Source organism: Scytonema sp. PCC 10023 (assembly GCF_963920835.1).
Classification (GTDB): domain Bacteria; phylum Cyanobacteriota; class Cyanobacteriia; order Cyanobacteriales; family Nostocaceae; genus Kalymmatonema.
In genome coordinates this window covers 1-21,968 of sequence record NZ_CAWUDP010000009.1, presented here as the reverse complement: position 1 = coordinate 21,968, position 21,968 = coordinate 1, and the positions used below count along the sequence as shown (strand labels likewise).

Genomic DNA, 21,968 nt, shown 5'->3' with positions numbered 1-21,968 from the left:
CTAACCCATGATCCATTACCTACTTCGCTGTTCCTATTTGTCGATATCGCTGTTGAATCTCGTCAATTTGAAACACCGCCTCAAACTGCAACCCGGCTTGTTGGTAAAACTCTGCTCCACCTTGCTGGCGATCTACTAGTGCAATGACTTGATTGACGCTATAACCTGCTGCTCTTAGCCGTTCTACTGCTTTCATAGCAGATTGTCCAGTGGTGACGACATCTTCCAAAACGACGATTTTTGCACCTTCGGGCAAACTGGGACCTTCAATATATGCCTTCGTACCGTATCCTTTCGCCTCTTTGCGAACAATCAGCGCCGGAATCGGTCGGTTTTCGTAAGTAGAAACGACACTCACTGCTGTCACAATTGGATCAGCGCCCAGTGTTAACCCAGCAACAGCTTGGGTATCCAAAGGGAGCAGTGATAGAAGAATACGACCAATTGCCAAAGCACCTTGAGGATGCAGTGTTACCTGCTTGCCATTGATATAGTAAGAACTAGGCTGTCCGGAAGACAGGACAAAATCACCTTCTTGATATGCTAGTTGACAAAATAAATCTAGTAAGTGTTGGCGCAGGGTTACTAAATCACTAGTAGCTGCCCAGACACTAGAGTTCGTAAGGCTTTCCGCTTGATACGTCATTAGAACTGGTAAAAATTTATGCTACACAAAAGGTTGAACTCACGAAAACAGTGCTGAGGTACTGAGAAAGTCCTAACCAATGAGTCCTCAGTGTTCAGTGGAAATCGACTCAGCACTTTTATGGGAGTTCTGAAATCCAGCATAAGTCAAGATTAGCCTAAATACTTGAGGAGCAATGAATATGGGTATAAAATTCAAAGCCATAGGTGGTTTATTGCTATTGGTAGCTACTATAAGTTTTCCAGCAGTTGGAGTAGCCCAAGCGCAAACACCCAATTATGAAACACCGAATGAGGTGTTTGAACGTGCTTTTTTTAGAAACGACCCCAATTTTTATGGAAGTCAGACTTTGAAAAGTCAAATTAACGAAATACTTGGATCTGGTTCTATTTTGCGCAACTCATTTCCGGAAAATAAAATTGCGCGAGATGCTGAGTTAGTTAACATTGTGTATCGCGATGTCCTAAATCAGCAGGTTGGTCATGATCAATACATTCGTACCCGGGATTTACCAAATCCTTACAACTCGTCACTACTCGCCTCTCCTCGCATGAATGCGAATCAACCTAAAGGAGGAACTCAGTTCCAATTTGAAGCTGCACCATCTCGGTGAAAGCAAAGAAAAAAGAAGCAATACAAGGGATTTCCAACAAAAATTATCCATCTTGTGGGATGAGGCGGACAGCTTGCCTCTCGTATCGTCTGCCTTTACAAGAGGTTGTTGGATAATTTTTTATTTGAAAGTCCCTAAAACCAGATTCTTTCTTATTTCTTTTATTTTCTTTGTTCATGATTAGTCCAGGGTGCAGGAGTTGAACCTGCCTAACGCGAATTATGAGTTCGCTGCCTCAACCGCTCGGCCAACCCTGGTCGAGAATCAATTGTAGCGTAAGTTCACACAGTTTGACAATCTAAGATATCAGATCTAATTTTTAGACTACACCTTTGAGGACGCGATAGTGCAGACTAATATTGATTAAGTTCCTCTAGGAATTAAAGTAAACAGCTTCGATACTTTTAAATAGACCAGCATTCTTGTGCAATGGCTTGGCGACAATGAAACTAAATTCTACTGTACTTCTAACTCTGATTTTGTTAATCCTGATGTTGGGATCTGGTTCTGTGAGTGCGTTTTGGGGATTTACTTTGGGAAGTGCAGCACTCAAAGGCGTCACATCGCCAGATGCTCGTCCCACAAATAAATTTGCCAGCAGTAAATCAGCGAAGGAGCAACATACAGGGCTTGCTCTACTTAAGGAAGATGAAATCTTGAAAATTGTCAAATCACGCATTGAGGGCAAAACCAAGGCTGCTAAATCAAAGAAACAAGACGACGATGACGAGGAGACAAACAACAGCAAGAAGAAGCGAGAGGAAAAACCCTTGCAAGTGGCTGAAGAAGAAAAGCCTCAAGCAGGATTTCCCATTAACAGTGAAAGCGAGGGTGTCAGCATTTCCGTGCAATCTGCTCGCTTTTCTGGTGGTGCTTTGCTGTTAAAAGTAAAAATGCAAAACAAAGGTAAAGATTCTGTGCGCTTCCTATATAGTTTTTTGGATGTCTCTGATGACAAAGGACGGACTTTGAGCGCTAGCACAGAGGGCTTACCATCAGAATTGCCAGCAAATGGACCTAGTTATTCTGGCACGGTGAGCATTCCTACGGCTTTACTTGATGATGTCAACCGCGTTTCTCTTGCTCTGACAGATTATCCCGCTCAAAGACTGCGGCTAGAAGTGTCAAATATTCCTGTAGAAAGGTAGGTTGGAGCATTGAGAGATTGGGTACTGGTTAGTGGTGAGCCAGTGACGGGTACGCAGGGGGTTTCCACGCCACTTCCTTCAACGGGGGGAACCCCCGCAACGGAGTGGCTCCCCGTGAGCAACTGGCTCACCCCAAGGGTTAGTAATCAATGGTTATCAGTCAAGGAAAATCAACTAACAGCTAATAACCAACAACTAACTATTTCCAATCCAAAATTCCCAGACTATTTTTCCATTTGGGGGCATCAGTATTACACGAGCTTTGACAGTGAGTGGTTTTTCTAGCTTAAGTTTGACAGATGTAGGGCTGCGATTGTTGTCAGTGCTACTGCTGATTGCTATCAATGCCTTTTTTGTGACAGCAGAGTTTTCTATGGTGACAGTGCGGCGATCGCGCATTCATCAGCTTGTGCAGGCTGGTGATCTTCAGGCGATCGCCGTTGAGGTGCTGCAACGCAGTATTGATCGATTGCTATCTACAACTCAATTGGGCATTACCCTTTCTAGTTTGGCATTAGGGTGGATTGGAGAAGGTACGATAGTTGTGCTCTTTAAAGCATCGCTACTATTTTTACCTTTACCTAAAGGAATGAGTACAGTTATCGCTCATTCTTTCTCAATCCCGATCACCTTTTTTTTCATAGCCTATTTGCAAATAGTTTTGGGAGAACTTTGTCCTAAATCAGTAGCTATGCTGTATTCAGAACAGCTGGCAAGGTTTTTGGGACCGTCGGTCAGAGCAACTGTCAGATTTTTTAGCCCCTTTATTTGGATTCTCAACCAATCAACTCGCTGGCTGTTGCGACTTTTTCGTATCGAATACGCTGGTCAAAGCTGGAGATCACCTGTTACACCTGAAGAATTACAACTGATTATTTCCACAGAACGTGAATCGATTGGCTTGCAGGCAAAAGAGAGAGAATTGCTCAAAAAGGTCTTTGAGTTTGGCTACCAGACAGTTCAAGCAGTCATGGTTCCTCGTACCAGCATTGTAGCGTTGCCAAAAGTCGCCACCTTCCAGACTTTTCTTGCAGAAATGGTAGCTACAGGTCACTCTTGCTACCCTGTTATTGGAGAATCTTTGGACGATATTCGTGGCATTCTTTACTTCAAAGACTTGGCAAAACCCTTGGCTATGGGCAAACTGACTTTAGAAACACAAATCCAGCCGTGGATGCGTCCTGCAAGGTTTGTGCCAGAACATACCGTCTTAAACGAGATCTTGCCAATGATGCAGCGAGAGCAACCAACTATGGTGATGGTGGTAGATGAATTTGGTGGTACTGTAGGACTGGTCACCATCCAAGACATTATCGCTCAAATTATCGGCAACCTAGGCGAACCAGACGGTACTAACGACCTGCTGATCAAGATTTTAGACGAGCAGATTTTTCTCGTGCAGGCGCAGATCAACTTAGAAGACCTCAATGAGGTTTTGCATCTTAATTTGCCCTTAAAGAAAGAATACCAAACTTTAGGGGGCTTCTTACTTTACCAGTTGCAGAAAGTTCCCCCGCTTGGCGAAACCTTTTGCTATGAAAATCTAGAATTCACAGTCGTGTCAGTCAGTGGACCGCGCTTGCACCAGATTCAAGTGCGACGGTTGGAGGAGGAGTAGAGGGAGAGGAAGACGCAAAAGAAGATTTGTATTACATATACTACAATAATTGTGGAGATGATTTTCACGCCGGGAGTATTACTAATGCCAGGAGTCATCGAATCATATATCCACACTGGAAATCGCGTTGGGGTGTTGGTGGAGGTTAACTGCGAAACTGAGTGGACTGCCCGAACTTCAGAACTGAGAGATTTGGCAAAAAACATTGCAATGCAAGTTGCTGCTTGCCCAAATGTCAAGTACATAAAAGCGAGCGATATTCCGGCGGACGTTGTCGAGAAAGAAAAAGCAATTGAAATGACTCGGGACGATTTAAGCGGCAAGCAAGACTTTATTACGGAAAAGATTGTTCAAGGGCGGATTGAAAAGCACACTCAGGAAATGTGTTTGCTGGCTCAACCCTACATCCGGGATCAAAGCATTACAGTGGCGGATTTAATAAAGCTATGCATCGCTCAATTAGGTGAAAACATTCAGGTTCGTCGTTTTGTTCGCTTTATACTCGATGAGTCTACGAATCCACCTCCACCAAGTTCCGGTAGCGGTATTAAGCGCAAGCCTTTGCCAAATCCGCCTGATCCACTAGCAGCAGAGGCTGAGCTTGAGTAGATGTAGCGACCAAGCAGGTGTTGCGCGTTAAAACGGTTAACACTTCATGTTAAGATCTCTTGCCTTACCGCTCCTAAAAACCTATGCAAATCTATACAACAGCTTGAAAAGCTTGTGTGAGCAGATATGTATGTTTTTGGGTTCTTAATGGGTCTACCACTAAAGGCATAAACGGCAATGCCTTTATTCCCTGGCTGAAAGCATTACTGATTACTTTGCGAATTATATTCATGCTGCCGTTAACGTCAGCATTTATTAGCTGTTTTTTAGCAGTACGATACAAGCCACGCTTGACACGATAACCTGAGAATTTAGGCTCTTTTTTCACTTGGGCGTAAACAGGAATTTTATCATTATCTAAAGCACTTGCTTTTGAGGTATATGACTCTTCTGTTACGACAACTTTGATACCTACTAACTCAGCTTTGTAAGTGAGCATTCCAACGAGAGTGGTATGAGGAATGTTAACAAATTGCTGATTATTTTTCTTACCTAACTTAATACCATTTTTGATTCCATCATTTTTACCAATAATCAAAGTACCTACGGAATTGCTAACACACCAATCAATTACCCGGCGGGTGCTAGTGTGAAGATAGTTATCAACACGGCAATTTCGCTTATGAGTAATTTGTTTAATTTTAGTGGTGGCTTCAACCGATTGGTATTGAGCGCGTATGAGTGTTATAGAAGGTATTAATCGCTTTTAATGGCTTGCCTGTTACCAACAGAGGCTTAACACCTGGTTGGTTAGTGGTTACAGCCATCAAATTGTTAAGACCTAAATCTACACCAGCAACGCCTGTATTGTTTGTATGCTGAGGTTGATGACGAGTGTAAACTACTTCTATGACATAACAACAAGATGACGGAATAATCCTAACTTCTGCAATATCTAAAGCCTTTGTAGGGAATTCAATATTAGACATTGACAGCTTACAAATTCCCCTCGCCAATAACTTTTTGGCAATGGACTCTTTGCCTGGATAAGGCAGAATGTTTCTACATGGGCGTTTTGTGTTTATAACCTGGTATCCGTGGTTTGCCTACAAACTTAGACGGATTTTTGTAATAAGCTTTTTCTGCCTTTATAAATGTTGTCCAAGCTTGCTCAAGCCTCCGGATGATCTGTTTACTTACTTTAGTAGGCAGTACCTGATAATCAACTAAATTTTTAGTGGCATGGTACAGAGAATTAAAATCTAATTTTGCACCATTAGCAAAGAAGTGCTGACGACAGATGTAATTAGCAGCATTCCATAAATTCTTAGATAGAAATGCTAGTTTGTCACATTCTTGCCAGTGCTTATGCTGTCTATCAATTACGTGACGTTCTACTAATTGCATGACACGACGTTTTAACTACTATAATAGAGTAGTTAAAATGAAAAAGGTTGTCAACTATGCCGAAAAGAAAATCAGAGAAATTATGGCAAAATGCCCACCCGGAAAAAGTCAAAGAATATCAACAAAATTACCTTAAAGACAAAACCCAAGCCACCGTGGTGATCGATGGTTGGGTTGTAGAAGAGATAGATAAGGTAAAACCGCCTGAAATGACCTACAGTAGATGGGTTCGGGAATTTTTACAGCAATGGGCAGCCGAGCTGCGTCAAACGCCCTAAAAAACCAAATATCTGTACAAACTGTCGAGCTTTGTAGAGATATGGGGAGATATTAGCTAACAGTTACTAACCCCTACACAGCGTAAGCCAGAGGATCTTTCAATCCCAGTTCCGCAAAAGCAGCAAGACGCAAGCGGCAAGCATCACAGACACCGCAAGCAACATCGCCTCCTGCATAGCAAGACCATGTGAGTTCCCAAGGAACTCCCAGCTTGTTGCCAAGTTGGATAATTTCAGTTTTCTTTAAATGAATCAGCGGTGTGACAATCGAGATAGGTTCCCCTGAACGTCCTTGTTTTGTTCCTAAACGAAACACCTCCTGCATTGCCTGGATATAATCAGGGCGACAATCAGGATAGCCAGAGTAATCTAAGGCGTTAACACCAATGTAAATACGTTGTGCGGCAATAGTTTCGGCGTAGGCAAGGGCAAAGCTTAAAAAGATGGTATTACGAGCAGGAACATAGGTGACAGGGATAGTTTGAGACATTTCCTCTAGCTCACGCTTTTGGGGTAAATCAATAGCGTCATCCGTAAGTGCCGAACCGCCCCATTGTCTTAAATCAAACCTTACCACTTGATGGTCTACTACGTCAGCTTTTTGAGCGATCGCCAAAGCTGAGCTTAACTCTCGCCGATGTCGCTGTTGGTAATCAAAGCAGATGGTATAGCACTCACAACCATCAGCTTGCGCTTGGTAAAGAACTGTGGAAGAATCTAATCCACCAGACAGTAGAATGACAGCTTTCATACTAAGTAGTTTTTATTTAAACAAAGTCATTTACAAAAACAGGGTGTGAAAGAGCGTTTCGGCTGCGGAGGTGTGCTTTGTTGAGGAGGACAGCGCCCCTTCGGGGTTCGCCAGTTCCCGCTTGTTGGGAGACCCGCCTAAGCCCTGCGGGCAGGCTGCGCCAACAGGACTGGTCTCACCAGTCGCCTGGGTCGGGAAACCCCTTCGGGTTCGCCAGTCGCCTACGGAGGGAGACCCTCCTGCAGCGCTGGTCTCACCTCCTGCAGCGCTGGCTCACCGTGCTTATGCGTGAAGCGTATACGGAGGATTCGCCCGAGGCGCGTGCAACTGGCGTGCGACTGGGATGATGTTCTGTCGAAAAATGTCCTGCCTACACCCTACACCTTGATGTAGATTTTGCTTTCAGTAATTATTTTTTTTGTGAAACAAAGAGAACTTTATTAACGTCTTAGTTATTTCTTAGAGTTCATAAAAAAACTCATTATAGTTTTTGTAAAGTGTAAAAAAAACATCAATTTGAACAGAACACATAAAAGTGACCTAGATGACGGGAACTCACAAGAAACTTTGAAATTCTTCATAAATAGAACCTCTATGTTACCATCTGGATGGTTTTAGACGCATGGTGATTGGCAATTGAGTATCAAAGCCAATGACCGTAGCGTCTCTATATTTGGTGGTTGAGGAGTGAATAAGAGTGCAAAATAGAAGCATGTTGTCAGTAGGGGAACAAAATGGTCAAGTACAGCGCAACCATCCACGACCGATCCGCATAGGCGTGATTGGGGTGGGTAATATGGGACAGCATCATGTCCGCGTATTGAGTTCGATGAAAGACGTTGAACTGGTCGGTGTAGCAGATATTAATGTCGAGCGAGGGTTGGAAACTGCTAGCAAATATAAAGTCCGCTTTTTTGAAGATTATTGCGACCTGCTGCCTCATGTAGACGCAGTTTGCGTTGCTGTCCCTACCCGCTTGCATTACGCCGTGGGCATTAACTGTCTTTTGGCAGGAATTCATGTTTTGATTGAAAAGCCAATTGCAGCAAGTATATCTGAAGCAGAATCGCTAGTAAATGCTGCTGCCGAAACTGGATGTATCCTACAAGTAGGTCATATAGAACGGTTTAGTCCAGCATTTCAAGAATTGAGCAAGGTGTTGAAAACTGAAGAAGTGCTGGCGCTAGAGGCACATCGCATGAGTCCGTACTCAAGTCGGGCAAACGATGTCTCAGTTGTCTTGGATTTAATGATTCACGACATTGACCTACTTTTGGAATTAGCCGGAGCACCAGTAGAGAAGTTAACAGCTAGTGGTAATCGCACTTTGGACTCTGGTTATTTAGATTATGTGACTGCTACCTTGGGATTTGCCAATGGTATTGTTGCTACTGTGACTGCCAGCAAAATTACCCACTGCAAAATCCGCCGCATTGTTGCCCATTGTAAAAACTCGTTTACTGAAGCAGATTTTCTCAGAAATGAAATTTTGGTTCACCGACATACCAATGACTACCGACAAGCATTGTACAAGCAGGATGGTGTGATTGAAAGAGTTTGTACGAGCAACACTGACAAACTAGGTGCAGAATTGGAGCATTTTGTCAACTGCGTGCGCGGTGGGAATCAACCTTCCGTCGGTGGTGAACAAGCGCTCAAAGCCCTAAGATTGGCAAGTTTAATCGAGCAAATGGCTCTAGAAGACCGTGTTTGGAACCCATTAGATTGGCAATCTGAACCAACAAGAGTGCAATCATTGACACCTACTGTTTAAGGGTATAAGGAATAGGGTACATAACGGGAGAAAGGGATAGATTGTAGGGGACAAGAAAAGAAAACTTTTTTGTGACCTACAACCTGTCACCTCTCTTGTGCAACCTATACCTTGTTCCCTATTCGTTTTATAAAGTGTTTCTTTTAACAAGATTAGTGAAAAAGTATCGGATAATGCTTATTTAATATAGTAATAACTATAACTTAGCAACAAACTTCTGTAGTAACTTCAGGAATGACTTAATGATAGATACGGATTGGATAAAACAGATTATCGAATCCCTAGGCTATTGGGGAATCGCCTTTCTCATGTTCCTCGAAAACCTATTTCCTCCCATTCCTTCAGAACTGATAATGCCCTTGGCAGGATATACATCAAATCTGCCAGGGGCTAAACTTAATGTCATAGGAGTCTTTTTTGCCGGACTACTCGGTTCTGTACTAGGCGCACTTGTTTGGTACTACCCCGGTAAAATTTTGGGGGAAAAGCGCTTGCGAGCGTGGGCTGACAAATATGGTAAGTGGTTGAGTATCTCTAGCAAAGATATCACGAAGGCAAAGCGGTGGTTTGACCAGCAAGGTGGCAAAGCAGTTTTTATTGGTCGTCTTGTACCAGGAGTCCGCACTTTAATTTCGGTTCCCGCAGGCATAAGCAATATGCACTTGCTCCCATTTTTAATTTACTCAACTCTAGGTAGCGCTGCATGGGTTGGTTTGCTAACATACGCAGGGTACGCGTTGGGTAGTCAGTATGAACTAGTGGACAAGTACCTGGCTCCTGTATCTAAAATTGTGCTTGCAGTTCTCGTCCTGGCATTTGTTGTTTGGGTGATGAAGCGGAGGCGAAAAAACAGGAGAAAGTAAAAAAACCTTGTCGCCAACGAACGCAGAAAAACAAGCGTTTTTTGGGTAAAACAAAGCGTTATCACCGATGTCACTCTCGCTCCTGCTTTACTATTTTATGGTAAAGAGCCAAAATCATGCGCGATGGCGCAAAGCGCCGCGCCCTTGGGGGCGATCGCGCTTTGCTCAACAACTAAGTTATTGTTTGTATATTTCTTGGTACAGTTGACGCAATAAAGGTTTTCTGATACACGCCTTTATGTAAGATGGGCATGATAACTTGTTATAGCTAAGTAAGTACTAGGAGCTTTCATGACAGACCAACCTTCTGCCGCCACTCCGATGAATGCCGCTGCTATCCCAATGAATAGAGATAGAGTTTCGGCATCTACCCCAATAAATGCCGCTCCTCCTCAAGCAGTTGGTGGCGGTGCGGGAAAAAAGATTCTTAGTGTTGACTTAGGTAGAACTTCCACCAAAACTTGTATTAGCCGCGAGCCTAACAATGTGGTGTTCGTGTCTGCCAACGTCAAAGAAATGTCAATGGAACAGGTGCGCGGGGGTGTTTTTGAAGCGCGTGCTACTGACCCATTAATGGATTTGTGGCTGGAATATCAAGGCAGTGGATATGCTGTTGGTCAACTCGCAGCAGATTTTGGGGCTAACCTAGGTGTGGGTCAATCTAAAGTTGAACACGCATTGGTAAAAGTCTTGGCTTGCGCTGGCTACTTTAAACTCAAGGATGAGGTCTCTGTGATCCTGGGTCTGCCTTACCTTTCTCAAGAACAATTTGAAAAGGAAAAAGCACAGCTCATTAGCCAACTGAGCGGTCCTCATGTGATGAATTTTCGTGGTGAAGCCGTATCGCTGAACGTTACCAAGGTTTGGGTGATGCCAGAAGGCTATGGCAGCTTGCTTTGGACTGAGGCTCAACCTAAAAAAGGCGCAGCACTACCCGATTTCACGAAAGTCTCTGTGGCGATTGTGGATATTGGACATCAAACGACCGATTGTTTGATGGTTGATAACTTCCGCTTTGCCCGAGGTGCTTCCAAGAGTGAAGACTTTGGTATGAGCAAGTTTTATGAGCTGGTTGCTGCCGAAATAGAGGGAGCAGATAGCCAATCTCTCTCTTTGATTGCCGCAGTCAACCGACCCAAGAGCGATCGCTTCTACCGTCCTAGAGGTGCCAGTAAGCCCACCAATCTGGATGATTTTCTCCCCAATCTCATAGAAATGTTTTCTCGCGAAATCTGTAACCGCGTGCTAGCATGGCTACCAGAGCGCGTTACCGATGTGATTCTCACCGGAGGAGGTGGAGAATTCTTCTGGGAAGATGTTCAGCGCTTGCTCAAAGAAGCAAAAATTAATGCCCATCTAGCTTCACCGTCCCGGCAAGCAAACGCTTTGGGGCAGTACATTTATGGAGAAGCACAGTTATCCTCCGCTCGCGCTAGAGCTTAAGACTGATGTTCCAATGGTCAAAAAAAGTCGTTAAATCCGTTTCGTTCGAGCCAGGGGTGGCTGACGAAAGCCTGTTAGCTCTCGTCGAAAGTCATTTGGAAAAAGATCCCCAAAAGACTTTCAGCGACCTCTGTAAAGAAGCCTTATGGCAATCTTTGTGCGTACCGGAATCTGTACGACCAGCCCCAAAACCACCAGCAGCAACAGTAACACCAGGGGTGGAACAACAAATTGCTGACTTAAGAAGTCAGATAGCTGACCTTGAGGAACGTTTTTTTGCCAAGGAATCTAATCGGTTGGAGATGATGGAACACCATCTGATGCAACTTAGTCAACAAGTGGCTCAACTGGCTATCATGGTCAATCATGTATCAACCAGTCCCCCTCCAACACCCCAACCTGCACCAGTGCTAGAAGTTATAAATAATACTTCTACTCCTACTAATGCTGCTGCGACTCCTCCTGCTGAAGTTGACCCAGTTATCAGCCGCATTAGTCAATTTCTGGATGATTTCTAAGGAAATTTCAGGGTGTAAAAGTGTTTCGCTGCTGTCAAACCTCCTTAACGGGAATTCCTGTTAAGGAGGTTTAATGTTTGTGAATTTGCCTTGTTCCCAGTCAGAGGCTGGGAATACCATTGGGAGGCTCTGCCTGCCTTACTTGTGGCAGAGCCGCCTCAAGGGCATTTCCAGGTTCCACCTGGAAACGAGATTTTAGAAGAGTTTTGGCTTAAATTGACACCAATGGCATCCTGGTTCCCTCCAGTTTCTAGGACGGGCTAGAAGCCCATCCCACAAGAAAAGTTGGATATTTTTTAATTTGGAAGTCCCTAAGAGATTAGAATCAGCTTACTTTGGTTAAGACTGACATGATTGGAATACTTTTTGAAGCCCAACATTTTGAAGTATTATCAACTCGCAACTTAACCTGAAACCCTTGAAAGGGCGGATTTAGTCCATACTCTGATGTAATGGCTTTCACAAAGTTCTCAATTTGCTCCTTTCTATTAATTGAAACCTCATGACGACTTTCATTAGGTACAGATGCCGCAAAAGTAAATATTAGCCAAGCTTTATTCCAAATCAATGCTCCTAATTTTTCAGTCAAAAGACATATTGTTCGCTTTTCGTCAGGACGAAATCGTGTTTCATCTAGCCGTGAAATATAAATCAATACGTCAATTTTAGTGAAATCAACACTAGCTTTTATCAAATCTAGGTACTTTTTATCACACTCTATATCATCCTCTGCTAGTCTTGGTGTATCGATGAGATACTCAGTAAGCGCTGGTTGAGAATGACATAATCGCCTGTTTCCTGGTACATCTACAATGCGATCGCGTAAGCGCAAAGCGCAGGCGCAGCCAAAGCGTAGCGTGTCCGTGCCTCCTCCGGAGGAACTTGCGCTAACGCCGCTCTAGGGTACCGTAGGCATAGGACTCAGGGGCGCTCTGCGCCATCGCCTCAAAAATAACCTATGCCAAAGTCATTTGTTATACAATTTTCCCAACCAAGGCGATAAAATAGGCACAATGCGAGAACTTTACCCACCCATCGAACCTTACAAAAAAGGCAATCTTAAGGTTTCCCACCTCCACACGATTCATTTTGAAGAGTCAGGCAACCCGCAAGGTAAGCCAATTGTTTTGCTACATGGAGGACCTGGTGGTGGATGTCCGCCTTTTTATCGACAATATTTCCATCCAGAAAAATGGCGTCTGGTGATGTTTGACCAACGCGGTTGCGGTCAAAGTACACCTCATGCGGAACTGCGCGAGAACACCACTTGGGATTTGGTCGGTGATATTGAAAAGCTGCGATCGCATTTAGGGATAGAAAAGTGGGTAGTATTCGGGGGCAGTTGGGGCAGTACTTTATCATTAGCCTACAGTCAAACTCATCCCACTTCATGCACGGGGCTGATTCTACGCGGCATATTCATGTTGAGGCAAAAAGAATTGCGCTGGTTCTACCAAGAGGGGGCTAGCTATATTTTTCCTGATACTTGGGAAGAATATTTAAAACCAATTCCAAGAGCTGAACGTGACGATTTGCTCACAGCTTATTACAAACGGTTGACCAGTCCAGATTCACAAATTAGGTTAGAAGCAGCGCGTGCTTGGTCAATTTGGGAAGCTAGTACAAGTCGATTGTTTCCAGATACACAACTTATCCAAAAGTTTGGCGAGAATGACTTTGCGGAAGCATTTGCGCGAATTGAGTGTCATTACTTTGTGAATAAGGGATTCTTTGAAACAGAAAATCAATTACTTTTAAATGTTGACCACATCCGCCATATTCCTGCTGTGATTGTTCAAGGGCGTTACGATGTCGTTTGTCCAATGATATCAGCTTGGGAATTACATCGTGCTTGGCAGGAAGCAGAATTTGTTGTTGTTCCTGATGCTGGACATTCGATGAGTGAACCAGGAATTCGCACTGCTTTGATTGAGGCAACAGATAAGTTTGCATTAAGTAAGTAGGGAACATACTCGTTTGCTAAGGTGTCATCAATAGCGTGGTATTACTGTTACATTTTGTATACTAGATGCCTTTTTTACCGGGTGCCCTGTGTGAATGCTAGAATCCTCAGTTAGGAAGTAGGGATACCTCAATGCCAGTAGCAGCTAACTCAATCAAGTTTGGTACAGATGGCTGGCGTGGTGTGATAGGCGATGAGTTCACATTTGAACGTGTAGCCTTGGTCGCTCCACTTGCCGCAAAAGTGTTACTTAATACATATGGAGAAAAAGTAGGCAGCCGGACAATCGTTGTCGGACACGACAGACGATTTATGGCAGAAGACTTTGCTCGTAAAGTTGCTGAGGTTGTCTCAGCGGCTGGGTTTGATGTACTGCTGACAGATACCTTTGCCCCAACCCCAGCTTTTAGTTGGGCGGCAAAGCAACAAAATGCTTTAGGCGCATTGGTTATTACTGCTAGTCACAATCCTGGTAAATATTTGGGCTTAAAAGTCAAAAGCGCTTTTGGTGGTTCCGTACCGCCAGAAGTCACTCAACAAATAGAAGCACTTTTATCAGCAGAGGCACTACCCCCCGCGTCAATCCCAGGCAAGATAGAGATATTTAACCCTTGGCGCAGTTATTGTGAAGGTTTAGAAGGCAAAGTCAATATAGCGAAAATCCGCGATGCGATAAGCACAGGTAAACTCACGGTATTTGCCGATGTGATGCACGGCGCTGCTGCTGGCGGACTGGCGATGCTACTCGGCAATGAGGTTAAAGAAATTAACAGCAATCGCGATCCCCTGTTTGGTGGCGGCGCACCCGAACCACTACCTAAATATCTTTCGCATCTATTTGAGGTGATGCGAAATCACCGAGAAACCAATCAAGCAGGTTTAACGGTGGCTTTGGTGTTTGATGGAGACAGCGATCGCATTGCCGCTGTTGATAAACAAGGTAACTTCCTAAGTTCACAAATCTTAATCCCAATATTAATCGACCACTTGACGTTACGGCGCGGCTTTCAGGGTGAAATCGTCAAAACTGTGAGTGGTTCTGACTTGATGCCTCGCGTAGCAGCATTGCACAACTTGTCGATTTTTGAAACACCCGTAGGTTATAAATACATCGCTGACAGAATGCTAGAAACACAGGTGTTGTTGGGCGGCGAAGAGTCGGGAGGAATTGGCTACGGAAGCCACATTCCGGAACGGGATGCACTTCTGTCGGCATTGTATGTACTAGAAGCTATCGTGGAATCTGGGCTGGATTTAGGTGATTATTATCGCCACTTGCAAGAACAAACAGGTTTCACTTCCGCATACGATCGCATCGATTTACCCCTTGCGAGTATGGAAGTGCGATCGCGTCTTTTGCAACAACTGCAAAGCCAACCTTTAACAGAAATAGCAGGAAAAGCAGTCATTGATTGCCAAACAATTGACGGCTACAAGTTCCGCCTAGCAGATCAAAGTTGGTTAATGATTCGTTTCAGCGGTACCGAACCCGTTTTACGCTTGTACTGCGAAGCCCCTACACTAGAGCAAGTGCATCAAACTCTAGCTTGGGCGAAAGACTGGGCAGAGTAATATCAGTTATCAGTTATCAGTTATCAGTTGTCAGTTATCACAGTTAACTGTTAACTGTTCACTGTTCACTGACTTCAGAAGTAAAATTTGCTCTTAGTCTTGCTTTTAGACAAGAGCATTGTACTTCATGCACGAACAACGTGCTTTATCAGTTGTCAGTTGTCAGTTATCACTCTTAACTGTTAACTGTTAACTGTTCACTGTTCACTGACTTATGACATTACTTGTAGTAGCCACAGGAAATCCAGGTAAGTTGAAGGAAATGCAAGCTTACCTGGTTGATTCTGGTTGGGAATTAACCCTCAAACCAGAAGAATTGGATATAGAAGAAACGGGAGACACCTTTGCTGCCAACGCCTGCTTGAAAGCATCCCAAGTGGCACAAGCAACGGGAAATTGGGCGATCGCTGATGATTCTGGCTTGCAAGTTGATGCCCTTGGTGGCGCACCTGGAGTGTATTCTGCACGTTATGGCAAAACCGATAGCGATCGCATTGCCAGGTTGTTGAGCGAATTGGGTGATACACCAAATCGGCAAGCGCAATTTGTTTGTGCAATGGCGATCGCTTCTCCAGATGGTACTATTGCTTTAGAATCAGAAGGTGTTTGTCGTGGGGAAATTCTCCATGCCCCTCGTGGTAGTGGCGGTTTCGGCTACGATCCAATTTTTTACGTCCCCGAAATGCAACTGACATTTGCTGAAATGACATCAGAATTGAAGCGTTCTGTTAGTCATCGAGGCAAAGCTTTTGCAGTCTTACTTCAAAAGTTGCCTCATTTACAAATTACTCATAGTTAGTTATGAGTTGTTAGTTGTTGGTTGAGTTTATGACTAACGACTAACAACTAACGACTAACGACTAAACTGCTTCTGTATTCTTTTCCCCAGTCCGAATCCGCACAACTTGTTCAACTGGGGAGATGAAAATTTTGCCATCACCGATTTCACCAGTGCGAGCCGCTGCAATAATTTTGTCAACAACCATATCAACCTGGTTGTCTTCAACAACTATTTCCACTTTAAGTTTTTGCAAAAACTCAACAGTGTACTCAGAACCACGATAGCGTTCTGTTTGACCTTTCTGCCGTCCAAAACCCCGGACTTCAGAAACAGTCATGCCAACTATACCAGCATTAACTAGGGCAATTTTGACCTCATCAAGCTTAAAGGGACGGATAATAGCTTCTACTTTTTTCATTTTTTGTCTCCTGACTTCTATGTTTATAAAAGTGTAGGCTGAAAAGCCAGTGCGTTTACGCCAAAGATGAAACCTTTGGCGCTTAATTTGAACAAGCCTTGAAAGTGGTGTAACGCCTAAAAAGGCAGCGCAACCTCAAATAAATATCTACGAAATTGGCACATGGCATCACGATAGATGCCCTGCTTATCAAATAAAAGTCAAATTAGTAAGCATTGTCTACCTGAATGGTCTTTTAAGTAATAACTTGAGGTTTATAGCTCAATTTATCATTTTTTCGTAGTTTATTTAACTGAAAAAAAAGATGAATTGTGATCTGCGCTCAATTGACTGGGAGAATGGTTTCACCTAACGACTATGTTTTTCCAATAAGGGGCGTACAACCAAATACCCAGCACCAAAACCTAGAACAATAATTAACAAGATAGCTATTATCAACCACCAGCCTTTAATTTGCGTTGGCTCAGATTCACTGTAGGGATAATAACTGACTTCCTGTTCTTCTATAAACACTGGTTCGGGAATGGAACTCGGAATTTCCATTTCTGTAGGAAAGACAGGTGTTGGAGAAGGTTCTGCGGAGGAAGGACGCCCACGGAAAACTTGTTCTTTGGGAGACACTGGGGTGACTGGTCGTTTGGTTTGAGATTTATCATCAGGTATAGCTTGAGAAGCTGTGTGAGAACTAACCTTTGGTTGTGAATCAACCAACTTTTGCAGGCGCAAAACAGACTCAACAGCTTTCTTTATTTCTTGGCGAAGTAATTGATTTTCTTGTACCAGTTGTTGATTTTGGGCGGTAAGACTATCTAACTTTGCTTGAGAAGTATGTAACTCTGTTGCCAAATCCCGATAAACAGAGATGGGTACAGAGGGAGAATAGGCTTGGGTATTTCCTACGGGTGTATTGCTGTGAACAGAATCTGAGATTGTTCGCATTGGTGGATTAGCATCAAAATAGAACTTAAGTCAACGAAGCGGATTTGCTATCAGAGACTAGCAGTCTCTGAAACTATGCCCAACAATAATGGAAAAGTGTGCATAGGGGAAAGATTATTAATTTACAATTTAGGGCAAAAAGATACAAGTCAATCAATAATAGAATATTTATCCCAAAGGTATGAGGTTAACTGGAAGTTTAGGTAGAAAAGGAGTTCAGCATATTCTGCACCTTGCGTAACTACTGAACGACTTTGGTAGAGGCTTACACCTGGCGTTCCCCTGATATCAAGAGTGGAAAGAAGTGTCCCACAGGACCTTGTCCTTTGCCAATATCAAGAGAGTAGGAGAGTGCAGAAGTGACATATTCCTTTGCCTTTCGCACTGCTGTGAGCAAGTCGGTTCCCAGTGCAAGATGAGCGGCGATCGCAGCTGACAGTGTACAACCAGTACCATGGGAATTTTTTGTATCTACGTGTTTTGTTGTCAAAGTTTCCATCTTATGCCCATCGAACCAGATATCAACACCACGCACACTCCCCTGCATACCGCCACCCTTGACTAAAACAACCTTTGCCCGTGTATTCTGGTGAATGATTTGCGCGGCTGCTCTCATATCATCTAAGCAGTTAATTTGTAAACCGCTCAAAATCTGAGCTTCGTAGCGGTTTGGTGTAATGATAGTTGCCAGGGGAATGAGGAGATTGCGCAGACTTTTCACGGCATCATCATCAATCAATTGCGCCCCCGTGCGGGATACCATCACTGGATCGACAACTAAGTTATGAATTTCTAAAGCCTTCACCTGTTGGGCAACAGCGGCAATGATTTCCTGATTGAGTAACATTCCCGTTTTCGCCGCTTGCACACCTATATCTTCATATACCGCACGAATTTGCGCCACAACAGCCTCTGGCGGCATAGCATCAACCCGGTTCACCCCCAAAGTATTTTGTGCGGTGACGCAGGTAATAGCGCTTGTACCGTGGACGCAGTGAAAAGCAAAAGTGCGTAAATCGGCTTGAATACCTGCACCACCACCGCTATCAGATCCGGCGATAGTTAAAGCAACGGGCATAGGTGTTGTTTCGGCGTTCATAGTTTAGGGAAAAGGGAGATAGGGAAGTGGAAGAAGCCAGGGAAGATGAGAATAAATTGCTAATGACTAATGACTAATGACTCTTGAGTGCAAAAACTTGCCCCATTCAGCGGCTAAGGGAATTTCTGTAAAAGGAACACGTACTGAATTCCCAGATTCAGCAAACAGAAATTCCAACTCGATAGTACGACCTTTTTGTGGCGGCTGTTCTATCTCTACTGGTTTGTCATCTACTAAAAGGCGAACTTGTTGGACATCAAGCAAAGAAAAAGTTTCTAGCTGAATTGGACCTTTTGGCGTTGGTTTGCCCCAAGTTATATTGTTACCTTTTTGACCCAAAACTGCATAGATATCAAACTTAGCTCGTTCAAATTGCTCCGCCCAAGTGCGATATGCCTCAATTTTTTGATACTCCTTGGAACCTTGCCAAGCCAACCAAAAAAATGCAAATAACAGGGGTAACCATAAAAGACCGCGTTCCATCGTTGATAAATTGTCCTGAGTTTTGTGTAAAAGTTGTAAGTTTACTCCTAAACGCACCAATAAGGCGCGTGTATGAGTTATGGTAGTGAGCAAACTGGCAAAAAGCTGTAATGGTTTGAGATGAGAAAGCTAATATTATTTTGCTTATTTGTCATCGGGCTAGGTGTTGCCCTGTTTAATTTTATTAATTTTCAGGGACTGGCAACCAAAGGCGAATTTGAGACAATAGTGCTAAACTTCCGCGAAGATCTTCCCAAAGAGGTATTGCAGCAGGATCTGCAAGCTATTGCTCAACAGTACAACGTCACTCCCCGATTAGATAATCAATTTTCCGCCAAGGAGAATGTTTATATCATCAAGGGCGATAAACAGCGACTCAAAGAACTGAAAAAGTCGCCATTTGCCCAAGCAATGGATTTTATTGAGCCAAATTATATCTACAAGATTCCAAAACCAGGTAAAGTTTCTTGGGAAGCAGAATTATTGCACCCCTCACAAGAGGCTGACGAAGCGAAACCGACATTAAAAGGTCCCAACGACCCCTATTACAGCAAGCAGTGGAATCTGCACAATATCAATATTGAAGGCGCGTGGACTCAAACCAAAGGCAAAGACATTACGGTTGCAGTCATTGATACTGGCATTACTCGCGTCCGCGACCTCATAGAGACAGAATTTGTCCCTGGCTACGACTTTGTCAACGACACAGTAAAAGCTGACGACGACAACGGACACGGCACCCACGTTGCTGGTACCATCGCCCAATCCACGAACAACAGCTATGGCGTAGCTGGTATTGCCTACGAAGCCAAGCTGATGCCTCTCAAGGTACTTAGTGACTATGGCGGCGGGACTGTTGCCGATATTGCCGAAGCGATTAAATTTGCTGCTGATAATGGCGCAGATGTGATTAATATGAGCTTGGGCGGTGGCGGTGAAAGCCATTTGATGAAAGACGCGATTGACTATGCCCATAGAAAAGGCGTCGTCATCATTGCCGCTGCGGGTAATGAAAATCAGAATTCTGCTTCCTATCCAGCGCGTTATCCCTATGTTATTGGCGTTTCGGCATTAGGTCCAGATGGAGAAAGAGCACCCTATTCTAACTTTGGTGCTGGAGTCGATATCTCCGCCCCTGGTGGCAGTGATGCAGGCAAGATTCTGCAAGAAACCATAGACCCCGAAAACAAGGGTGTAAACGTATTTATGGGCTTCCAAGGTACAAGCATGGCAGCGCCTCACGTTGCTGGTGTTGCTGCATTGGTAAAAGCCTCTGGCGTCAAAGAACCAGATGAAATCCTCGAAGTCCTTAAACAGTCAGCACGAACTGTCCAAGATGATGGTTTGAACTATTACGGTGCTGGACTACTAAATGCAGATGCAGCAGTACAACGTGCTACCCAAGGGCAAATCAGTTTCCAAGATTTCTTCCGCTGGTTACGGGATAACGGCTATCTCAACCCCGGTTTCTGGATTGATGGCGGTGCTGTGGCGCTGTTACCCAAGATTTTGATGATCCTCGGTTCCTATGCGCTGGCTTGGTTTTTACGGGTTTACTTTCCGTTCAGCTGGGGCTGGACTTTATCTTGGGGTTTGATTGCTGGTAGTTCAGGATTATTCCCCCTCAAAGGAATCTTTATCTTTGACCTTCCACAATGGCCCTTCCGCTTGTTGGGCAGTTCTATTCCTGAATTAGGCAACACCCTGCAAGGAACAAATGCTTTTAATCCGCTGTTTGCCAGCGTGCTGATTCCCTTAGTCTTAATGGCATTATTGCTAGGAAATCCTAAATGGAAGTGGTTTGCCATTGGTTCATCGCTAGGTGTAGCAGCGTGTTTGGCGGTAAGTGCGGTATCAGATCCCGCAGTTTGGGGATTAGGCAGTGGTATCCTAGCTCGTATGTTCTTGCTCGTTAATGCCGTGCTATGTTTCGGTTTAGCTCGTTTAGCAGTCAAAAACGAAGAACAACCAGCCTAACGAGAGATGTGGAAGTAGGGGGAGACAAGGAAGAAGTCATTGTTTATTTACTTCCTCATCCCCCTCATCCCCCTCATCCCCCTCATCCCCTCAACACCGGAGGTTACTAAATATGAGCATTACAGTTACAGGTACCGTAGAACGCCGTGACATTGGTACTGGCGCTTGGGCGTTAGTTACTGATGATGGTGTGACCTATGAAATCTCTAAAAAATCTGACAAAAGCTTACTCAAACAAGGACAAAAAGCAAAAGTCACTGGACAGGTGCGTGAAGATGTTATGACCATTGCCATGATTGGTCCAGTGCTGGAAGTCAAATCTTTTGAAGTCCTTAGTTCTGATTAGACGCTTGTGAATTCAGAACTTCTTGCAGGCGACTTCTAAATTCCCCTTTGGGATGACCACCTTTAACCTCACCCAAAATCTGAAATTCTCCTTCTGGCGAATCACAAACAATGTAGGTGGGCCATCCCATTTCTGATTTATCAGGATACTGAGTGAGCAGAATCTTACGATACTTACGATAAGTAGCTGTATCCTGCATTTTCACATCAATAAATTGCAAGCCCAGTTCTTCAGCGACCTTTTTGTCATAGAAAGACATCTTGTGGCATAGACCACAATCTTCTGAAGAAAACTTAATGACAGCTAAATTCATGGATATGCAACTCTCTAGCTACTAACACTAGCTTTTGGCTCAAACAACAACATAGCAGTATACAAAGCAAAAAATTATAGAAAAAATATTAAGAATTGTAGCTGTTGTTATTTTGTTCAAAATAAAAAACCCCAAGTAGCTAGTAGCTAGCCAGGGGCGTTAGTTATCAGGGTGCATCTACCAATACTATGTTCTATGAATAACTACGCTGTTCCGGACAAAAAGCGGGAAAATTGTCGTAAGATAGTGTGTAAAAAATAAAAAACCCCAAGTAGCTAGTAGCTAGCCAGGGGCGTTAGTTATCAGGGTGCATCTACCAATACTATGTTCTATGAATAACTACGCTGTTCCGGACAAAAAGCGGGAAAATTGTCGTAAGATAGTGTGTAAAAAATAAAAAACCCCAAGTAGCTAGTAGCTAGCCAGGGGTATCAGTTATCAGGGTGCATCTACCAATACTATGTTCTAT

The 21,968-nt window shown here is 43.9% G+C and carries 26 protein-coding genes, 1 tRNA gene and 1 pseudogene; 16 read left to right on the top strand and 12 right to left on the bottom strand.

Going from position 1 to position 21,968, the window contains the following annotated elements; translation table 11 throughout:
- Positions 1–19 precede the first annotated feature (19 nt).
- Positions 20–646, bottom strand: coding sequence for an orotate phosphoribosyltransferase (gene pyrE / locus ACM0OZ_RS07660; RefSeq protein WP_414582192.1), 627 nt, complete (start codon positions 644–646; stop codon positions 20–22).
- Between the two features lie 181 nt (positions 647–827).
- On the opposite strand from pyrE, the gene ACM0OZ_RS07655 reads away from it, so the two are divergent.
- Positions 828–1,259 carry a hypothetical protein gene (locus ACM0OZ_RS07655; RefSeq protein WP_414582191.1) on the top strand — a complete coding sequence of 144 codons (432 nt, stop codon included), beginning with the start codon at positions 828–830 and terminating at the stop codon, positions 1,257–1,259.
- 184 nt (positions 1,260–1,443) lie between these two features.
- Here the strand turns inward: ACM0OZ_RS07655 and ACM0OZ_RS07650 are convergent.
- Positions 1,444–1,516: transfer RNA gene (locus ACM0OZ_RS07650), tRNA-Ile, on the bottom strand.
- Positions 1,517–1,702: 186 nt separating this feature from the next.
- On the opposite strand from ACM0OZ_RS07650, the gene ACM0OZ_RS07645 reads away from it, so the two are divergent.
- The 4 genes and pseudogenes from ACM0OZ_RS07645 to tsf all read left to right on the top strand — a co-directional run.
- A complete protein-coding gene (locus ACM0OZ_RS07645; RefSeq protein WP_414582190.1) occupies positions 1,703–2,407 on the top strand; it encodes a hypothetical protein in 705 nt (234 codons plus the stop codon).
- Between the two features lie 9 nt (positions 2,408–2,416).
- Complete coding sequence (locus ACM0OZ_RS07640; protein WP_414582189.1) at positions 2,417–2,692, top strand: hypothetical protein; 276 nt, start codon at positions 2,417–2,419, stop codon at positions 2,690–2,692.
- Positions 2,676–4,025, top strand: a complete 1,350-nt coding sequence (locus tag ACM0OZ_RS07635; RefSeq protein ID WP_414582188.1) for a hemolysin family protein — start codon at positions 2,676–2,678, stop codon at positions 4,023–4,025. The genes ACM0OZ_RS07640 and ACM0OZ_RS07635 overlap by 17 nt, the downstream gene beginning before the upstream one ends.
- A gap of 90 nt (positions 4,026–4,115) precedes the next feature.
- A pseudogene (tsf, locus tag ACM0OZ_RS07630) lies at positions 4,116–4,634 on the top strand (translation elongation factor Ts); the annotation flags it as partial.
- Positions 4,635–4,725: 91 nt separating this feature from the next.
- Here the strand turns inward: tsf and ACM0OZ_RS07625 are convergent.
- The 3 genes from ACM0OZ_RS07625 to ACM0OZ_RS07615 all read right to left on the bottom strand — a co-directional run bounded on the left by ACM0OZ_RS07625 (position 4,726) and on the right by ACM0OZ_RS07615 (position 5,981).
- Positions 4,726–5,205 carry an IS200/IS605 family accessory protein TnpB-related protein gene (locus ACM0OZ_RS07625; RefSeq protein WP_414582314.1) on the bottom strand — a complete coding sequence of 160 codons (480 nt, stop codon included), beginning with the start codon at positions 5,203–5,205 and terminating at the stop codon, positions 4,726–4,728.
- An 82-nt stretch (positions 5,206–5,287) separates the two neighbouring features.
- Positions 5,288–5,563, bottom strand: a complete 276-nt coding sequence (locus ACM0OZ_RS07620) for a hypothetical protein (RefSeq protein ID WP_414580946.1) — start codon at positions 5,561–5,563, stop codon at positions 5,288–5,290.
- 73 nt (positions 5,564–5,636) lie between these two features.
- A complete protein-coding gene (locus ACM0OZ_RS07615) occupies positions 5,637–5,981 on the bottom strand; it encodes a hypothetical protein (RefSeq protein ID WP_414580947.1) in 345 nt (114 codons plus the stop codon).
- Between the two features lie 56 nt (positions 5,982–6,037).
- On the opposite strand from ACM0OZ_RS07615, the gene ACM0OZ_RS07610 reads away from it, so the two are divergent.
- Positions 6,038–6,259 carry a hypothetical protein gene (locus ACM0OZ_RS07610; protein WP_414582187.1) on the top strand — a complete coding sequence of 74 codons (222 nt, stop codon included), beginning with the start codon at positions 6,038–6,040 and terminating at the stop codon, positions 6,257–6,259.
- Between the two features lie 73 nt (positions 6,260–6,332).
- Here the strand turns inward: ACM0OZ_RS07610 and queC are convergent, their stop codons facing one another.
- Entirely contained in the window at positions 6,333–7,010 is a 678-nt protein-coding gene (gene queC, locus ACM0OZ_RS07605; protein ID WP_414582186.1) for a 7-cyano-7-deazaguanine synthase QueC, read from the bottom strand.
- Positions 7,011–7,701: 691 nt separating this feature from the next.
- Here queC and ACM0OZ_RS07600 point away from each other — a divergent pair.
- The 5 genes from ACM0OZ_RS07600 to ACM0OZ_RS07580 all read left to right on the top strand — a co-directional run bounded on the left by ACM0OZ_RS07600 (position 7,702) and on the right by ACM0OZ_RS07580 (position 11,872).
- Positions 7,702–8,784 carry a Gfo/Idh/MocA family oxidoreductase gene (locus ACM0OZ_RS07600; RefSeq protein WP_414582312.1) on the top strand — a complete coding sequence of 361 codons (1,083 nt, stop codon included), beginning with the start codon at positions 7,702–7,704 and terminating at the stop codon, positions 8,782–8,784.
- A gap of 242 nt (positions 8,785–9,026) precedes the next feature.
- Entirely contained in the window at positions 9,027–9,647 is a 621-nt protein-coding gene (locus tag ACM0OZ_RS07595) for a DedA family protein (RefSeq protein ID WP_414582185.1), read from the top strand.
- Between the two features lie 291 nt (positions 9,648–9,938).
- Positions 9,939–11,090: a ParM/StbA family protein gene (locus tag ACM0OZ_RS07590; protein ID WP_414582184.1), complete on the top strand. Its 1,152-nt coding sequence runs from the start codon at positions 9,939–9,941 to the stop codon at positions 11,088–11,090.
- A gap of 5 nt (positions 11,091–11,095) precedes the next feature.
- The gene (locus ACM0OZ_RS07585; RefSeq protein ID WP_414582183.1) at positions 11,096–11,608 is read left to right on the top strand and encodes a plasmid segregation centromere-binding protein ParR; all 513 of its coding nucleotides are present in this window, start codon (positions 11,096–11,098) and stop codon (positions 11,606–11,608) included.
- Positions 11,609–11,698: 90 nt separating this feature from the next.
- Positions 11,699–11,872 carry a hypothetical protein gene (locus ACM0OZ_RS07580; protein WP_414582182.1) on the top strand — a complete coding sequence of 58 codons (174 nt, stop codon included), beginning with the start codon at positions 11,699–11,701 and terminating at the stop codon, positions 11,870–11,872.
- A gap of 61 nt (positions 11,873–11,933) precedes the next feature.
- On the opposite strand, the gene ACM0OZ_RS07575 is transcribed toward ACM0OZ_RS07580, so the two are convergent.
- The gene (locus tag ACM0OZ_RS07575; protein ID WP_414582180.1) at positions 11,934–12,440 is read right to left on the bottom strand and encodes a hypothetical protein; all 507 of its coding nucleotides are present in this window, start codon (positions 12,438–12,440) and stop codon (positions 11,934–11,936) included.
- 181 nt (positions 12,441–12,621) lie between these two features.
- Between ACM0OZ_RS07575 and pip the strand changes: the two genes are divergently transcribed.
- The 3 genes from pip (at position 12,622) to rdgB (ending at position 15,942) form a co-directional block, all read left to right on the top strand.
- Positions 12,622–13,572 carry a prolyl aminopeptidase gene (gene pip / locus ACM0OZ_RS07570; RefSeq protein ID WP_414582179.1) on the top strand — a complete coding sequence of 317 codons (951 nt, stop codon included), beginning with the start codon at positions 12,622–12,624 and terminating at the stop codon, positions 13,570–13,572.
- 131 nt (positions 13,573–13,703) lie between these two features.
- Positions 13,704–15,143 carry a phosphoglucomutase/phosphomannomutase family protein gene (locus tag ACM0OZ_RS07565; RefSeq protein WP_414582178.1) on the top strand — a complete coding sequence of 480 codons (1,440 nt, stop codon included), beginning with the start codon at positions 13,704–13,706 and terminating at the stop codon, positions 15,141–15,143.
- A 214-nt stretch (positions 15,144–15,357) separates the two neighbouring features.
- On the top strand, positions 15,358–15,942 hold the full coding sequence (rdgB, locus tag ACM0OZ_RS07560; protein ID WP_414582177.1) for an RdgB/HAM1 family non-canonical purine NTP pyrophosphatase: 585 nt from the start codon (positions 15,358–15,360) through the stop codon (positions 15,940–15,942).
- Positions 15,943–16,003: 61 nt separating this feature from the next.
- Here rdgB and ACM0OZ_RS07555 read toward each other — a convergent pair whose 3' ends face one another.
- The 4 genes from ACM0OZ_RS07555 to ACM0OZ_RS07540 all read right to left on the bottom strand — a co-directional run bounded on the left by ACM0OZ_RS07555 (position 16,004) and on the right by ACM0OZ_RS07540 (position 18,863).
- A complete protein-coding gene (locus tag ACM0OZ_RS07555; RefSeq protein WP_017749852.1) occupies positions 16,004–16,342 on the bottom strand; it encodes a P-II family nitrogen regulator in 339 nt (112 codons plus the stop codon).
- 348 nt (positions 16,343–16,690) lie between these two features.
- Complete coding sequence (locus ACM0OZ_RS07550; RefSeq protein ID WP_414582176.1) at positions 16,691–17,281, bottom strand: hypothetical protein; 591 nt, start codon at positions 17,279–17,281, stop codon at positions 16,691–16,693.
- Between the two features lie 265 nt (positions 17,282–17,546).
- Positions 17,547–18,380, bottom strand: coding sequence for a bifunctional hydroxymethylpyrimidine kinase/phosphomethylpyrimidine kinase (gene thiD, locus ACM0OZ_RS07545; RefSeq protein ID WP_414582175.1), 834 nt, complete (start codon positions 18,378–18,380; stop codon positions 17,547–17,549).
- Between the two features lie 66 nt (positions 18,381–18,446).
- Complete coding sequence (locus ACM0OZ_RS07540) at positions 18,447–18,863, bottom strand: hypothetical protein (protein ID WP_414582174.1); 417 nt, start codon at positions 18,861–18,863, stop codon at positions 18,447–18,449.
- Positions 18,864–18,983: 120 nt separating this feature from the next.
- On the opposite strand from ACM0OZ_RS07540, the gene ACM0OZ_RS07535 reads away from it, so the two are divergent.
- Positions 18,984–20,840, top strand: coding sequence for a DUF5942 domain-containing protein (locus ACM0OZ_RS07535; RefSeq protein ID WP_414582173.1), 1,857 nt, complete (start codon positions 18,984–18,986; stop codon positions 20,838–20,840).
- Positions 20,841–20,952: 112 nt separating this feature from the next.
- Complete coding sequence (locus tag ACM0OZ_RS07530; RefSeq protein WP_041034941.1) at positions 20,953–21,186, top strand: hypothetical protein; 234 nt, start codon at positions 20,953–20,955, stop codon at positions 21,184–21,186.
- On the opposite strand, the gene ACM0OZ_RS07525 is transcribed toward ACM0OZ_RS07530, so the two are convergent.
- Positions 21,173–21,499, bottom strand: coding sequence for a hypothetical protein (locus tag ACM0OZ_RS07525; RefSeq protein WP_041034940.1), 327 nt, complete (start codon positions 21,497–21,499; stop codon positions 21,173–21,175). The two genes, ACM0OZ_RS07530 and ACM0OZ_RS07525, sit on opposite strands and share 14 nt — an antisense overlap.
- Positions 21,500–21,968 lie beyond the last annotated feature (469 nt).

Bases quoted from the DNA above. Each gene is read 5' to 3' on its own strand.
- ACM0OZ_RS07595 (WP_414582185.1), top strand. From the start codon at position 9,027: ATGATAGATACGGATTGGATAAAACAGATTATCGAATCCCTAGGCTAT.
- ACM0OZ_RS07590 (WP_414582184.1), top strand. From the start codon at position 9,939: ATGACAGACCAACCTTCTGCCGCCACTCCGATGAATGCCGCTGCTATC.
- ACM0OZ_RS07555 (WP_017749852.1), bottom strand. From the start codon at position 16,342: ATGAAAAAAGTAGAAGCTATTATCCGTCCCTTTAAGCTTGATGAGGTC.
- ACM0OZ_RS07655 (WP_414582191.1), top strand. From the start codon at position 828: ATGGGTATAAAATTCAAAGCCATAGGTGGTTTATTGCTATTGGTAGCT.
- thiD (WP_414582175.1), bottom strand. From the start codon at position 18,380: ATGAACGCCGAAACAACACCTATGCCCGTTGCTTTAACTATCGCCGGA.
- pip (WP_414582179.1), top strand. From the start codon at position 12,622: ATGCGAGAACTTTACCCACCCATCGAACCTTACAAAAAAGGCAATCTT.
- ACM0OZ_RS07550 (WP_414582176.1), bottom strand. From the start codon at position 17,281: ATGCGAACAATCTCAGATTCTGTTCACAGCAATACACCCGTAGGAAAT.
- ACM0OZ_RS07530 (WP_041034941.1), top strand. From the start codon at position 20,953: ATGAGCATTACAGTTACAGGTACCGTAGAACGCCGTGACATTGGTACT.
- ACM0OZ_RS07585 (WP_414582183.1), top strand. From the start codon at position 11,096: ATGTTCCAATGGTCAAAAAAAGTCGTTAAATCCGTTTCGTTCGAGCCA.
- ACM0OZ_RS07610 (WP_414582187.1), top strand. From the start codon at position 6,038: ATGCCGAAAAGAAAATCAGAGAAATTATGGCAAAATGCCCACCCGGAA.
- ACM0OZ_RS07645 (WP_414582190.1), top strand. From the start codon at position 1,703: ATGAAACTAAATTCTACTGTACTTCTAACTCTGATTTTGTTAATCCTG.
- rdgB (WP_414582177.1), top strand. From the start codon at position 15,358: ATGACATTACTTGTAGTAGCCACAGGAAATCCAGGTAAGTTGAAGGAA.
- queC (WP_414582186.1), bottom strand. From the start codon at position 7,010: ATGAAAGCTGTCATTCTACTGTCTGGTGGATTAGATTCTTCCACAGTT.
- ACM0OZ_RS07615 (WP_414580947.1), bottom strand. From the start codon at position 5,981: ATGCAATTAGTAGAACGTCACGTAATTGATAGACAGCATAAGCACTGG.
- ACM0OZ_RS07565 (WP_414582178.1), top strand. From the start codon at position 13,704: ATGCCAGTAGCAGCTAACTCAATCAAGTTTGGTACAGATGGCTGGCGT.
- ACM0OZ_RS07540 (WP_414582174.1), bottom strand. From the start codon at position 18,863: ATGGAACGCGGTCTTTTATGGTTACCCCTGTTATTTGCATTTTTTTGG.
- ACM0OZ_RS07535 (WP_414582173.1), top strand. From the start codon at position 18,984: ATGAGAAAGCTAATATTATTTTGCTTATTTGTCATCGGGCTAGGTGTT.
- pyrE (WP_414582192.1), bottom strand. From the start codon at position 646: ATGACGTATCAAGCGGAAAGCCTTACGAACTCTAGTGTCTGGGCAGCT.
- ACM0OZ_RS07525 (WP_041034940.1), bottom strand. From the start codon at position 21,499: ATGAATTTAGCTGTCATTAAGTTTTCTTCAGAAGATTGTGGTCTATGC.
- ACM0OZ_RS07620 (WP_414580946.1), bottom strand. From the start codon at position 5,563: ATGTCTAATATTGAATTCCCTACAAAGGCTTTAGATATTGCAGAAGTT.